The organism is Chloroflexota bacterium, assembly GCA_009840355.1.
Classification (GTDB): domain Bacteria; phylum Chloroflexota; class Dehalococcoidia; order Lucifugimonadales; family JADFKI01; genus Bin90.
Genome location: VXNZ01000023.1, coordinates 102,735 through 116,380 on the forward strand (window position 1 = coordinate 102,735; position 13,646 = coordinate 116,380).

The following is a 13,646-nucleotide window of genomic DNA, read 5'->3' on the forward strand; positions in this document are numbered from 1 at the left end:
GCGGCGGTTGTTTCTGTTGCTTGCGTCAATGGGATACCTCTTGTTGAAGTTATGGATGGTAAATGCTTGCGCGTTAGGTGAGCGTCATATAGGTTGCATTGTAGTGTACAGACATTTTAGTGGATGGCAATCGACTTGGAAGTGAGAAACATCGGTGCCAATATCCTAGACTGGCACCCAAAGCCGCGCTTTTACTACGGCTGGCTCGTGCTTGGCACGGCTGCGCTCGGCGCGTTCATCGCTACGGGCGTAGCCCAGACCGTGCTCGGCGGCATACAAGACCTGATTGCGAACGACATGGGCTGGGATCGCACGACCATCGCTTTCGCCGCGACCATCGCAACTTGGGTGTCGGGCATGACGATGCCCTTCGTAGGCAAGCTGGTTGACCGCTATGGCCCGCGCTACATGATGCTCGCCGCCGCGCTAATCGTGAGCGCGTGCTCGTTCACGCTGAGTGGCGTCAACTCCGTCTGGCAGTTCTACGTCGCGTACATCATATCGCGCTCGTTCGCCGGTCCCAACCTGCAAAACCTTGTGCCGCGCACCGTCGCCGTGAACTTCTTCCGGCGCAAGCGCAATCTCGCGCTGGGCATCACCGCGCTCAACCGCATCGGCGGCGAGGCTCTCAACCTGCTGATAATCACGCTTGTGGCAAGCGCATTCAGCTGGCGCGCGGCGTATCGGACACTGGGCATCATCGCGCTGCCGCTGTGCATACCGCTGTTCCTGATAATGCGCCGCAGACCGGAGGACATCGGACTGCGCCCGGACGGCGACACCGCGCCGAGCATGCCGCGAGCGCGTGCGGGTGCAGCGTTCGCGCCGCCCGCCGAGTACGCCTGGGGACTGCGAGAAGTGATACACAAGCCGCCGTTCTGGTTCATCGTCTGGGCAGAGTTCTTGTCGGTAACAACCACGGCGGCGGTAGCGTTCCAACTCGTCCCGTTCCTGACGGACAACGGCATGCCATATCGCACGGCGGCGTTCGCGCTGATGATAAGCGTGCTGCTGGGCGGGCTGAGCGTGCCGCTGTGGGGACACCTGTCGGACAAGTTCACCATCCGCCGTCTGACGATGACCGTGATGCTTGCGACAAGCGTGCCAACGGCAGCCTTCGCCTTCATCGACCCGCAAAGCGTCGGGTTCTACGCGTCGATAATTTGGGGAATAGCGTCCGGCGGCATCCCAATAGTGGGCAGCATGATGATAGGCGAGTACTTCGGCCGCCGTTCGTTCGGCGCTGTGTCAGGCTTGACCGGCCCATTCCGCACAGCCGCAATGGGACTAGGACCCGCGCTCGGTGCCCTGATAGTCAACGCCACCGACGCATACACCGCGATCTTCGCGCTGGCAGTCGCATCATACATCGTATCCGCGACGCTAACCTACGCCGTGCGGTATCCTAGTGTTCCTAATAGAGTTTCATGAGCAGAAACTATGGAGGTTTAGCCGTGGATCGCATTTTTGACGGGTTCAAGTTCGGTCTGGGGTTTGGTTGCGCAATGCTTGCCTTTTACGCAATCGCGCTTATCATAATATTGATAGTCGGTGGACTAGCGGGGCTGTTTAGTCTGTTTAGCCTGTTCTAGGCTGAGTCTATGTAGTTTCCACTCAGCCCGTCATCTCATTTGGTTTCTTGAAGGCAATCTTCCAGCAACGCAAACGCCGCCTCTGCGAACGCCCACATATTGCCTTCGCGGTCGCTGTCCCCCGTCTCGATGGTGATGGCTCGTTCGACGGGGCCCGATACGGCTATGCAGGCGTGCCCTGCGTCGTCGCCGTAGCGGTTGCCCGTAGGTCCGCTCGCGCCCGTCTCGCTTAGCGCCCATGTCGTGCCGTGTATCTCGCGTATTGTGCGGGCGTTCAGGGTGGCGTAGTATTCGGTGCTGGCACGCTGCCCCTCCATTGCCTCATCAGGCACGCGCAGCAAACCGGCCTGCGCCACGCGCGTGTAAATTATCGCGCCGCCGACGTAGTATGCCGATGCGCCAGGAATCGCTACGAGAGCTGCGGACAGCAACCCACCGCACGACGATTCGGACACGGCTATGGTGTCGCCGCGTTCTTTCAGTAACTCGCTGACATTCGCCGCCAATGCGCTCAATTCGGTCATAGTGGTACTCCGTGCAGAGTTAGTGTGTCGCGCCAATCGCTAATCAATCGTCAGTCGCGCACGCGCTAGACCAGATGCAGATGCTCCAGCACCTGCGGGTTGACCAGATTGCGCGGCTTCTTGCCGTCCAGCACCGTGGCGACTTCTTCGCCGTAGCGCCCTGTGCGAATTCGCAGCGACAAGACAGAAGTGTGCCCGGAGTGCGGCGACAGAATCACATTGTCCATTGACAGCAGCGGGTTGTCCTGGTCCGGTGGCTCTTTCTCCAGCACATCCAAGCCCGCGCCGGCGATCCAGCCCTCTTGCAGCGCCTTGATTAACGCCGCCTCGTCCACGACCGGACCGCGCGATGTGTTGATGAGATACGCGTTGGGCTTCATAAGCCGCAGCGCGTTCTCGTCGATGATGTGCCGCGTCTCGTCGGTCAGCGGCGTGTGCAGCGATATGTAGTCCGAGTGCGACATCATGTCCTCGAACGACACGCGCGTTACGCCACACTCCCCGAACACTTCGTCGCCGATGTACGGGTCGTGCGCGATAACATCCAGCTCAAAGCCCTTGGCGCGCTGAGCCATCGCGCTTCCGATCCGTCCAAGCCCAAGTATGCCGATGGTCTCGCCGTGCAGCGAGCCGACTTCGTATGGCGGTCTCGGCGTCCACGAGTTCGCGCGGATGTCGTCGTGCAAATTCACCACGCGCCGATTCAGCCCAAGCAGCAGCGACATCGCCTGATTCGCCACTTCGCGCGTCCACATGTCCGGGATGTTGACAACCGCGATGCCATTCTCGGTCGCCGCTTCCACATCGATCACATCGAAGCCCACGCCGGTTCGCAGCACGACCTTGCACTGCGTCAACGACTCCAGCACCTTGCGCGTGATAGGCGACTCGGATGTGATGATGCCGTCCGCGTCCCGCACCTTTTCGATGATTGCGTCCTCATCGTGCATAGAGTCCAGCAATTCGAGATTCGCGCCAACTTGCTCAAGCGCCGTGCGCGTGTCGCTCAAGTCCTCGCTCTGCCAGCGTCCCATATAATAGACCGTGAATTTATGCTCGCTCAATTTGTGCCTCCGTAAACCAGTGCGTGCCGATGCGTATCGGCGCATAGTATATCAGGTTGGCATATCGCTTTGTCAGATTACCGCTATTTCGACCATCCGAATGGAAACGCTATCCGTCGCCGTTCCCAACTTGAAGATAATCTGCCACCATGATACCTGATTTACCCAAATACACGCCCCTGTCAGCCCTTTGATGGGAAAAGCGACAAAGCGACACCTGCGTGGCGAATCATGGCGTTGAGCATCAGTTGAACATCAATGGACTATGACTCGGACTATGACTATCGGCGGAGCCATACGGAACAGAATCACAAGCGCGGCATCCCGCCCCACCTCCGGCGCGTCCGTTGCGGCATTTCGGGTTGCGTTCGGGGTTCTGGCGCTGGTGGCGATTGGGCGGCTGTTTGCCAATGGGTGGATCGATGACTTGTACATCGAGCCGGTGCATCGCTTTGCGTATCCGGGTTTTGGGTGGGTGATGCCGCTGCCCGGCTGGGGGATGTATCTGCACTTTGCCGCGCTTGGCGTGCTTGCAATGTGCATTGCCGCCGGGTATCGATACCGGCTGTGCGTCGCGCTGTTCTTCGTGGGTTTCACATACTCGGAACTAATCGACCGCACGATATACCTGAACCACCACTATTGGATGATCCTCGCCGCCTTCTTGATGATATTCCTGCCGCTCGACCGCGTGTATTCCGTGGACGCATGGCGCAACAGGTCAATGCAGGATGCCGCGATACGCCGCGGTACGGTGCAGGCGTGGGTGTTGTGGGCGCTGAGAGCGCAGGTCGGCGTGGTGTATGTGTTCGCGGGCATCGCCAAGCTCAACCCGGATTGGCTGATGCACGCGCAGCCGCTGCGAATATGGCTGTACCAGCACGGCGATATGCCGATCGTAGGGGCGTTGCCGCAAGAACTCTGGCTCGCCTACGCGATGAGCTGGGCAGGCGCAGCGTTCGACCTGACTATAGTGGGCTGGCTGCTGTGGCATCGCACGCGCCTGTGGGCATACATAACGCTGGTCGTGTTCCATCTGGCGACATGGCTGCTGTTTCCCAAGCTCGGCATATTCCCGTGGCTGATGATAGCCGGAGCGACCGTGTTCCTGCGCCCGGATTGGCCCCTGTTGTTCCTGCGTAGTCTGCCCTTGCGCCGGGTGCCCTTGCGATGGACAAAAGAGCGCATGGTTTCACGCGGTGCAGACACCAGCGCCTGCACGCTCGCAACGGCGCACGCCAATGGACAAGAACACGGGCAGGTTCGCCTATCCTGGACGGCGCGGGCGACAATCGTCGTGCTGGCGATATTCTCGGTCGCGCAGGTGGCGCTGCCGCTGCGACACTTCGCGTATCCGGGCAATGTGCGCTGGACAGAGGCAGGCTATCTATTCGCGTGGCGAGTAATGCTGACCGAGAAGACGGGGCTGGTGCACTACCATGTGCGCGATTTGGACGGCGGCAAGGCTTGGCTTATCACGCCGGACGACTACCTGACGCCGTTGCAGGTCGAGCGCATGGCGTTCCAACCGGACCTGATACTACAGACCGCGCAATTCATCGCAGACGACTTCGCAATGCGCGGCTACAACGGCGTCACCGTGAACGCAGAAGCGTTCGTAGCGTGGAACGGCAGACCTCACGGCAGGCTAATCAACCCCGAAGCAGATTTGGCAAGCGTCAAGTCCGGCAGCATGCCAAACAAGTGGATACTGCCATACGAGAATTAACCCCGTCGGTTGAGTTCACCCCCCGTCGCCGTCGGTGTCGGCGAAGCCCACGGTGATGTCTAGCAAGCTTACGATGTCGGTGCTGAGCGTGAGCTGCATTTGCTTGAGCGCGGCGTGCGCGTCTAGGGCGGCAGCAGGGTTGCTTTGCAGCGTCTCCGGCAGAGGCTCTTCCAGCGCGTCTATAGCGGTCAGCGCGTTTGTGAAGGCAGTTCGCATCGCGGTGTCGGTCTCTTCGGACAATCCGCGCACTAGGGCGCTCACTCCCATATCGGTGTTGCCCAAGCCGCCTTCCGCACCGCCGAGATACACATCCTGCATACCCAACACCTGATTGCGCATGTCCGCGATGGCGTTGTTTCCGCTGCTGGCGAGTATCGCGGACGGGTCGGCGTTCACGCCATCGATTCCTAGCGCCTTGCCGAGACGCATATCGGTGATAGTGCGACTCATAAACACCGAAGTGCGCACCAGTTCGTTGAGCGCGGTTTTGCCCAGCAGCGAGTCGTTCGCCGTGCCGTTGAAGAAAGTCGCGAATGCCACGCCTTCGGCATTGTTTCCGGTCCAATCCCCCAGTGCGCCGTTCGTCTCAGCAACCGCAAGTTCGCCCAGCGCCATCAGATATTGGCAGCGGATAGAGCCGGGCTGTCCCAGAGCATCGAGCACAGCGGCGTCATCGTCGAATATCACATATTCCACCGCGCCAAGTCCGCGCTGCGTTGATGCTAGGTAGTCTTTCAAGTACAAGGCATCGACAGAATCGCGATCGGCGAGCATATTTTCGATACGCTCGGGTTCGACGGGTGCCCAATCGACATACGACCGCGTGCGGCGGTCCATCACCGGCCCGAACCACATCGCCTGCGAGCGCATCCACGGCACGCGCGCGCTGCGCCAAGCGTCCCGCGCATCGTCAAGCCGCTGCTGCGTCGGGTCGTCGCAAAGCGCGTCTAGGGCAGCCTGCAGCGCGTTCATCTCTTGCGCCACCTCCTTGAATCGCGGCACTATCAGGTCGTCCGTCGCGCTGACCAGCACTTCCGCGCGTGTCGCCGGCGGCTCTTGCGCCGTACAGCCAAGCGCCACGAACAATGCCGGCAGCAATGCGCCTACAATGGCAAGCTTGATAGCGGTGTGTCCGTTTGAATTAAGTCTAATGGATGTGGTAATAGTGGGCATAATTCGGTTCATTCCCTCCCTAGCCTTCCCCCGGATAGGAAAGGGACAATTGGAAAATCTGGGAAGTATCGATGTTCGCATCATAGTGAGTTCAGAAACCTCAGCAGGGCTTCGCGTTCTTCGCGCGAATAGTTTCGGAAAGCCTCTTTCGCCGCCGCGCCTTCGCCGTCGTGCCACAGTATCGCCTCGGCGAGATTGCGCGCGCGGCCGTCGTGCATAAATCGCGTATGTCCGTTCACATTGTCCACAAGCCCGATGCCCCACAGCGGCGGTGTGCGCCACTCGTTGCCGTCCGCCAGAAAGTCGGGACGACCGTCCGCCAAGCCGTCGCCCATGTCGTGCAGCAGCAAGTCCGTGTAGGGGAATATCACTTGTTCGCTGAGCGCGTCGATGTCGGTCGTGCCGGTTGTGTAGCTAGGCGTATGGCAGACATTGCAGCCCGCGTTCAGGAACAGCGCCGCGCCGTCGCGTACCTGCGGGTCGTCGATGTCTCGCATTGCGGGAACTGCCAGCGTGCGATTGTAGAATGTGACCAAGTCCAGCCGCGAGTCCGGCACTTCGGGCGAGCCGCCGTTTGGCGCGGCGGCGCATTCGTCCTGACCTGCCGGGCAGTTTTCGTCCGGGAACAGCGATGATGTTATGCCGATGTCGCCATTGAACGCGCCGGCGACCTGCTGCTCCACGCTTGGCACATTCGCCTTCCAGCCGAACCTTCCGAGCCGCGTAGTTTGCCGGCGCACATCCCAGACGATGTTGGCGCGGCCCGATATGCCGTCGCCGTCCGCGTCGTCCGGATCGGCTTGCGCGAGAATGTCCGCTTCAGGTATCGCCTCGAGCAGCCCCATGCCGAACACCACGGGCGCGATGCGCGGCGAAATCATGACCTGCGGATGCATCTGGCCGAATGCCAGCTCATCGAAAGAATACTCCGGCTTCATCAGCGTGTACCGATCACCGTCCGCGTATGTGCCGGGAATCTCTGTCCAAGTCGTCAGGAATCTGCCTTCCGGCTGCACTTTCAGGATCGCCCTATCCTGCAATTGCCCGCCGTAGTTGGGGTCGGCGACGGGCCCGCCGGTGGAGTCCGTTCCCGGAATGCTCAGCCTGAAAAGCAGCCCACGCTCCGGGTCGTCGTTGCTCAGCGGCGGCGATGCTCGCCCGTCAAGCGTGTGGCAGGACGAGCAGGACTGCGCGTTGAATGTGGGCCCTAGCCCATCGCGCGCATCCGTCGATGCCGGCGCGGTAACCCAATTCTGGTTGAAGAAACTGTCGCCCACCTCGAACTGTCGCCGTTCGAGGTTCGTCAGATTGCGGGCGGACAGGCTGAACGCGTTGCGGTTGGACGTGAACGCGGTCGTATCGCCGCCAAGCGCGGCAGTCAGCAGCGTGTCTATCTCTGCTTGGCGCGCCGCTTGTTCGCGCTGCGACGCGATAGCCGACACAGCGATAATGGCGAACGCGCCAATCGCCAAGACTGCGCAAGCAGAAATCAAGCAGTATCGCAGGGGGTGAGCCTTAAACGCCCCTGCGATACCGTGAAAGATGTTATTCGAAGTCAACTTCTGACTCGTCCATAAAGGTGGGCATAACGCAGGGGGGCACCCCCATCCCCTTCGCAGGGGCAGACCCTAGCCTTCCTCCATCAGGCTCCCCATCAAGGGGGAAGGAACTAGACTACTCGACTATGGGAATGGCAGGGATGGCAATTATCCCCTGACCGTTAGCTCACGCTAATCGTAATGCCAACGGCGGTTGCGGCTGAGACTATCGTATCGGTCTGCTTTTCCAGCGATTCGATTACGCGCAGCGTCTGCATGCGGCCAGCCGCGCTGTCGGGAACGCCCTCGGCGAGGTGCTGGTCGAAGGGCGACGGAATCTGCCGCGCCTGCGCGATGCTCAACTCCACTTCACCGGCGAGCTGTTCGGCGAGTTCGGGATTCTCAACCGCTATCAAGTCGAGGATACCGGGCCCCATCACAGTGCCGAAGTTGCCTTCCAGCACCATCTGGATGCCAATGGCGTTGCCCACGATGTCGGCGACGGTGTTATCGGAGAAACAGGAATGCTCGTCTTCCTGCGAGCGCGCTTCGTATGCGACAGTCATGCGCTCGCCGGCGAGTTCGCCGCGGCTAAGTTCGCCGATGCCGGTGATGATGTTCGTGATGGCTTCGTCGCTGGACAACGCGACGAAATCGGCGCGGTAATTGCCGCCACCGGGCGCCCAGGCGTTAACCATGTCGCCCAAATGAACCAGCAGCAGGTCGGACGCGACGGCGAGATACTGCGCGCGGCGGTCTGCGTTGTCGTTGGTCGTGTAGTCTTCGACGGGTCGCGCGCCGGGTCCTATGTCGTTAAGGTCCTGTCCCCAGAGCAGGAACTCGATGGCGTGCCAGCCCGTGGACACATTCTCCTCGCCGCCCTCTTCATTGAGGGACACGAGCAGGTCGGCGTCGATGGTAGGATATTCATCCGGCATGTTGATGATGCCCGCGCTCGCATCGCCTTCCACATAGTCGATGTACGACTCGTCCATCGGCCAGGCGTTGAGCAGACCTTCAGGTCCATCCTCTTCGTTGTCGATGGGCCCGCTGTAGAAGCGGAACGCCTCGGTTGGGCCGTAGTCATCCCTTGCGACCAGCCAAGCGCGCTTCGCCGCTTCGAGCGTGGCGGGCGTGGGATTGGCTAGGAACGAGTCTATCGCCACATCCATAGCGCGCGCCGAATTCAAGCTCTGCGAGTAGCTCGCATGGACGCCATTAGCGTAGTTGGCGACGATTGCGGTTTTCAGTGCATCGACATCGACTTCCGGCTCGGACGGACCCGCCAGTTGTTGGCAACCTATCGCAAGTAGTAGGCTCATAGCCAGAACTAGAGACAAGACGACTGTGTGTTTCATTCCTATACCCCCATCTGCGTTGTGCTTAGTATATCTAAGTGCTTTAGTACGCACTAATAATGCATTATGTACATATGCTTTTATCTTGTCAATATATTATTATCACTTTCAGATTATGGTATTTCTCATATTCCCCAATGAATATGAAATTTAATGCGACCTATTGAGTACGCACTGACTTATGTGTGCATTTGACACGTCGCTTAATTGCGTCTGATTTGTTATCCGGCGTGTCCGCTGTGCGAGGCGTCGTCGCTGTCCATTGCCATGCCGTGTTGGCTGCGAAGAATGTCCGACAGAGCGTCCTCGAAGACGCCAGGGACGGGCGTGTCGCGGGATTGCGAGCGCGAGTGGTTGGCCGCGTGGTTGGCATTTTTCGCAGCGATGTCGTGTACATATATCGGCAGCCACACATGCAGCGCGAATGCGACCAGATCGACTATACTGCCGTTTATCCACGACAGTATGTGATTGTCCCGCGCGATAGCCATTGATGCTCCGACTGCGTTTCCGCCGTTGAAGGTTATGACCACCGAGCCGAACGCGCCACCGAGCGCCGAGACGCAGTCCGCGAAGATGCTGTATGTCCCGCACCTGTCGTTCAGTCCATGCCCTTCGAGCGCGATGATGTTCGCATTCGCCACCGGTATGTGCACCCTGTATTCCTCCTTGCTGTTATTCGCCTCCAGCATCATCACCGCATGCTCCGACGACCGCCCCCTGAATATCCGTGTTACCGATGCACGCTGCATATCCGCTCCTCTCGACGCTTACTGAATAGCACTTGTTACACAATAGAAATGTACATTATTCGTCTATATTAAGTCTTATTATGTTTATACTAAGCGTTGCAGGAAAAACATGCAAATCATGGCGGGCACTTACATGGATGAGCAGCATGGGCAAGATATAAATGCCGCGTAGGATGGCAACCACTCCCTTCACGATGTAAACTAGGGGCATCTATCAACGGCGATTGCCCGCACGAGAAGGAGCGCAGCAATGAGCACTACACCGGGAACGGAAATCATCGAACTGGAGACGGGCGTATTCGCGCGGCTGCAGGAAGGCTTGACCAATGGCGGCATCATCATCGGCGACGCCAGCGTGCTGGTGATAGACTCGCTGCGCGTGCCGTCGTTCGCCCGCGACCTGATTCACGATGTGCGCCACATCACCGACAAGCCGATTCAGTATCTGGTGGATACGCACTCGCACTGGGACCACGCCTGGGGCAACGAAGAGTTTCCGGACGCGACGATAATCGGGCACGAAAACTGCTACAACGAGATGGTGGATGTGGAGTGGAATGAGCAGTGGCGCGAGAGTGTGATGAACTCAGGAGACGCGTGGTCCGAAGAGGCGGGCATAGTTAAGATTACGCCGCCCAACCTGACATTCGAGACGAGCATGCGGCTGTATTTCGGAGGCCGCGAGCTGCACCTGCGATACTTGGGCAAGGCGCACACCGCCGGCGACACGCACATCCACCTGCCGGACGACGGCATCGTATTCTGTGGCGATGTCGCGCAGGACGGCGGCGTGCCATATTTGGGCGATTCCTATCCCGACGAATGGCCCGACACGGACGACCGCCTAGTCGGGCTGCCAATCGACCGCTTCGTATCCGGGCATGGTCCCGTCGGCGAGCCTGCCGCCCTAGCGGAAGCGCGAGACTTCATCCACGAGATATTCGCCATGCTCAAAGCCGCTCACCGCGATGGAAGAGGCGCCGAAGATGCGGCATCATCCACAGTCGCCGCGCTGACCCCGCGCTACGGCGCATGGCGCAGCTTCGACCGCCTAGAAGAATCCCTGCCCGCGGTGTACGCGAAACTGGGGTAGGGCTTATGATGGGGGCAAGGGGCAGCGTCGGTGCATCTACTGATGTAGAATCCGCGCAACCACGCCGGCCCCATGCAGGCAAGGAGGCGAATATGCCGATTATTGACCATAACAACGCAAAGGAAGTGCCTTGGCGGCCGAACTATCGCAAGTGGCTTATTACGGAAGAGGGCGACGGCACGACTTCGACGGAAGCCGCCATCAGCGAGGTCGGCATCGGCATGGGCGCGCCGCTGCACACGCACGAGGACGACGAGCTTATCGTCATTCTGAGCGGCGCTCTGAGCGTCCGCTACGGCGATGAGACGCACGAAGTCGGCGCTGATCACACCGTCGTCGTGCCGCCCAACGTGCCGCACGGCTTCACCGCAATCGGCGACGCGCCCGCCAAGATTATCGGCATGTTCCCCGCCAAAGACCCGTTCCTGCGAACAAAGTACCTCGAAGGCGAACCGCCGGCGTCGCATTAACTAGGCGAAGTTAGATGCCCGCAAAGCCAATCTGCGCTTCTTGCACGGCGCGGGCTGTCAGTGCGGGGTAGTTGTTGGCGGCGCGGTTGACTTCGCTCGATACGGTGTGATACGCCATCTCTCGCCATTCATACGGCTGCAACAGCGCCAACAGATCGGACGGCTCCGAGTCCGCGCTTATCCATTCTTCGTAGTCCGCCGGCGGCAGAATGACGGGCATCCTGTGGTGGATCGGCGCGGCTAGGTCGTTCGCCGCACAGGTGATAATGGCGCACGCATGTATGTCGCCGTCTGCCATGCGCTCGCTCCGCCAAATGCCCGCGAATGCTAACGGCGCGTCGTCCTCGCGGTGAAACCAGACCGGCGTCCGATTACCGGACGCGTCTTTGCGCCACTCGTAGAATCCGTTGGCAGGTATGAGACCAGCGCCGCTCCCCGAATGACCGTCGGAACGAAGGCAACTCGTGCACCGTCTCCGCGCGCGCGTTGAACAATGGACGCCCGCTGCCCTTGCTCTTCGGATTGCGCGCGCCGGTCATGCCCCATCGCAGCAGGCTGGCGGTGTTCGGGCGGCAAATGCCTTCCGTATTCGCGCCGGCAGATTGCACGGTCAGCACCGGCGCAGTCGGTGGGATGTTCCAGCGCGGGGTATAGACATCTTCCATCATCGACGAATCGAAGTCGAACTGCTCTGCCAGGGGGTCTAATTCCGCGAATAAGCCGTATCGTCCGCACATATCGTTGTCCTTGTTTAGGTTGTGTGGACATTTGTCCATATACGCTTATCATGTCATTCCGAACGCAGTGAGGAACTGAAATCGTCGCATGCAAGCCTGTTTCCGACTTTAGATTTCTCGCTTCGCTCGAAATGACAGAGAAAAATTGCATTTGTGAAATCGTCTCTCACGCTGCCCGATCCTACCCATCCTGTCCATCGACGTTAATTGTCCGATTACACCCACGGCCAGGGCACATTGCGGTAGGGGTCTAGCATGGGCAGTGCGCCTTGCTCTAGGACGATTTCTAGGCGTTTGATCAAGGCGCGCATTTCGACGGTGTCAATCAGATCGCCTAGGATGTAGGGCAGGTTCTCAGTGGGCGATTGCAAGGTGGCGTGCAGCTCTTGCAGGTCGTCCGCGAGGTTGTCCGGCACCGGCTTGCCCCAGAACTCCACCATCACCGTGCGCAGCTTGAACAGCGGATGGAAAGTCAGCCCGTGGTCGATGCTCCAGATGTCGCCGTCCTCGTCTTGCAGGCAGTGTCCCGCCTTCCTGTCGCCGTTGTTTACTATCAGGTCGAACACGGCGAACTTGGCGAGCTCATCTTCGTTCTCCTCGACGAGGCTGAAGTAGGTTATGTCCGGGTCGCAGTCGATGTACATCTGTATCGAGCCGATGCCGTATGGTCCGTCGCGCACCAGGGTGTACGGCACTTTGGGCCAGCCTAGCTCGCGGCTGACGAGGAATGTGGCGTGTTCGCGCTGGTAGAGCGTGCCGCTGGGGTAGTCGTAGAGCGGGCGCTCGCCGTCTCGCGGCTTGTATATGGCGCGGATGCACTTGCCATCGCCGGCGTCCAGATGCACCATAAAGGTGTAGTTGGAGCCGTAGGGCATGCGGTATCCGCCGATGACCTCGGCAGATTCCAGCAGTGGGATGGCGTCCGCTTCCGGCAGCTGAATCGGGACTGCATCCGAGCGCTGGGGTGAGGGTTGGCTGCGGCGTCTGCGTCTTCGTGAAGGCAAGGCGGAGCCTAGATGCGCGTCTATTCGATGCTAATGTTGGCGTGCCCGTTGACGCGGGGGCATGTGTGGCCAGTTATGTCTATCGGCCTGTGGCAGAGCGGGCAAATCGGCCTGCCGGACGCGCAGACTTGCAGCGCTTCGTCGGAGAAATCCGTCATCTGCTCGCGGTCCATCCAAATGCGGATAGTTGCTGCTTCCTCATTTGCATCCTCAAAGTCGTAGGCGTCGATGAGGAACATGCCGTTGTTGCCGTCGTGTCCGAGCGCGAGCTTGCCAATTCTAAACTCCAGGCGCGTCAAGCCCGGCGCCTCACGCTCAGGCGAAATGAAGCCGTCCGTGCCGGCATTCTCCGGTAGGTTGGCGATGAGCTGCTGAATGCCCATCGCGAGTTCGTATAGGTGTTCCTTTTCGAGCCACAGCACGGCGGTGCTGCTGTCGCTGTCCGCGAGAATGCGAAAGGTGCGCTGACCCGGCTCGCCGACCGAGTCCGCGTTCAGTCGGCTCAGATTGGTGAATTCCAGTTTAGGTTCTGCCATAGTAGTTCTAATCTTATTCGCTGCGCTAGAATGCCGCAAGGGGTTGACTCACTTGCTGGCAGGATGTGCGTCCCCG

General features: G+C 59.7%; 14 protein-coding genes. 4 read left to right on the top strand and 10 right to left on the bottom strand.

All coding sequences use genetic code 11. The annotated features are described in order from the left end of the window. Nucleotides 1–123 precede the first annotated feature (123 nt). The gene (locus F4X57_06125; protein ID MYC06731.1) at nt 124–1,431 is read left to right on the top strand and encodes an MFS transporter; all 1,308 of its coding nucleotides are present in this window, start codon (nt 124–126) and stop codon (nt 1,429–1,431) included. Between the two features lie 196 nt (nt 1,432–1,627). Here the strand turns inward: F4X57_06125 and F4X57_06130 are convergent, their stop codons facing one another. Both F4X57_06130 and F4X57_06135 read right to left on the bottom strand, forming a co-directional pair. Next, nucleotides 1,628–2,116 (bottom strand): CinA family protein, encoded by a 489-nt coding sequence (locus F4X57_06130; GenBank protein MYC06732.1) that lies wholly within the window; start codon nt 2,114–2,116, stop codon nt 1,628–1,630. Between the two features lie 65 nt (nt 2,117–2,181). Then, entirely contained in the window at nt 2,182–3,225 is a 1,044-nt protein-coding gene (locus F4X57_06135) for a C-terminal binding protein (protein MYC06733.1), read from the bottom strand. Nucleotides 3,226–3,445: 220 nt separating this feature from the next. Between F4X57_06135 and F4X57_06140 the strand changes: the two genes are divergently transcribed. After that, a complete protein-coding gene (locus F4X57_06140; GenBank protein MYC06734.1) occupies nt 3,446–4,909 on the top strand; it encodes an HTTM domain-containing protein in 1,464 nt (487 codons plus the stop codon). Nucleotides 4,910–4,924: 15 nt separating this feature from the next. Here the strand turns inward: F4X57_06140 and F4X57_06145 are convergent, their stop codons facing one another. The 4 genes from F4X57_06145 to F4X57_06160 form a co-directional block, all read right to left on the bottom strand. Then, nucleotides 4,925–6,166 (bottom strand): imelysin family protein, encoded by a 1,242-nt coding sequence (locus tag F4X57_06145; GenBank protein ID MYC06735.1) that lies wholly within the window; start codon nt 6,164–6,166, stop codon nt 4,925–4,927. Beyond that, nucleotides 6,163–7,533 carry a c-type cytochrome gene (locus F4X57_06150; GenBank protein MYC06736.1) on the bottom strand — a complete coding sequence of 457 codons (1,371 nt, stop codon included), beginning with the start codon at nt 7,531–7,533 and terminating at the stop codon, nt 6,163–6,165. Before F4X57_06150 ends, F4X57_06145 begins: the two co-directional genes overlap by 4 nt. Nucleotides 7,534–7,802: 269 nt before the next feature. Further along, nucleotides 7,803–8,978 (bottom strand): iron-regulated protein, encoded by a 1,176-nt coding sequence (locus tag F4X57_06155; GenBank protein MYC06737.1) that lies wholly within the window; start codon nt 8,976–8,978, stop codon nt 7,803–7,805. Nucleotides 8,979–9,199: 221 nt separating this feature from the next. Then, nucleotides 9,200–9,730, bottom strand: a complete 531-nt coding sequence (locus F4X57_06160) for a hypothetical protein (protein MYC06738.1) — start codon at nt 9,728–9,730, stop codon at nt 9,200–9,202. Nucleotides 9,731–9,980: 250 nt separating this feature from the next. Here F4X57_06160 and F4X57_06165 point away from each other — a divergent pair, with 250 nt between their 5' ends. Together F4X57_06165 and F4X57_06170 are read left to right on the top strand one after the other, a co-directional pair. Further along, nucleotides 9,981–10,823: an MBL fold metallo-hydrolase gene (locus F4X57_06165; protein ID MYC06739.1), complete on the top strand. Its 843-nt coding sequence runs from the start codon at nt 9,981–9,983 to the stop codon at nt 10,821–10,823. Next, the gene (locus tag F4X57_06170) at nt 10,553–11,293 is read left to right on the top strand and encodes a cupin domain-containing protein (protein MYC06740.1); all 741 of its coding nucleotides are present in this window, start codon (nt 10,553–10,555) and stop codon (nt 11,291–11,293) included. The genes F4X57_06165 and F4X57_06170 overlap by 271 nt, the downstream gene beginning before the upstream one ends. A gap of 10 nt (nt 11,294–11,303) precedes the next feature. On the opposite strand, the gene F4X57_06175 is transcribed toward F4X57_06170, so the two are convergent. The 4 genes from F4X57_06175 to F4X57_06190 all read right to left on the bottom strand — a co-directional run bounded on the left by F4X57_06175 (nt 11,304) and on the right by F4X57_06190 (nt 13,570). Further along, a complete protein-coding gene (locus tag F4X57_06175; GenBank protein ID MYC06741.1) occupies nt 11,304–11,816 on the bottom strand; it encodes an SOS response-associated peptidase in 513 nt (170 codons plus the stop codon). Then, nucleotides 11,665–12,069 carry an SOS response-associated peptidase gene (locus tag F4X57_06180; GenBank protein ID MYC06742.1) on the bottom strand — a complete coding sequence of 135 codons (405 nt, stop codon included), beginning with the start codon at nt 12,067–12,069 and terminating at the stop codon, nt 11,665–11,667. The genes F4X57_06175 and F4X57_06180 overlap by 152 nt, the downstream gene beginning before the upstream one ends. Nucleotides 12,070–12,245: 176 nt before the next feature. Then, entirely contained in the window at nt 12,246–13,034 is a 789-nt protein-coding gene (locus tag F4X57_06185) for an SCO1664 family protein (protein MYC06743.1), read from the bottom strand. 20 nt (nt 13,035–13,054) lie between these two features. Further along, nucleotides 13,055–13,570 carry a DUF3090 family protein gene (locus F4X57_06190; GenBank protein MYC06744.1) on the bottom strand — a complete coding sequence of 172 codons (516 nt, stop codon included), beginning with the start codon at nt 13,568–13,570 and terminating at the stop codon, nt 13,055–13,057. Nucleotides 13,571–13,646: the final 76 nt, after the last annotated feature.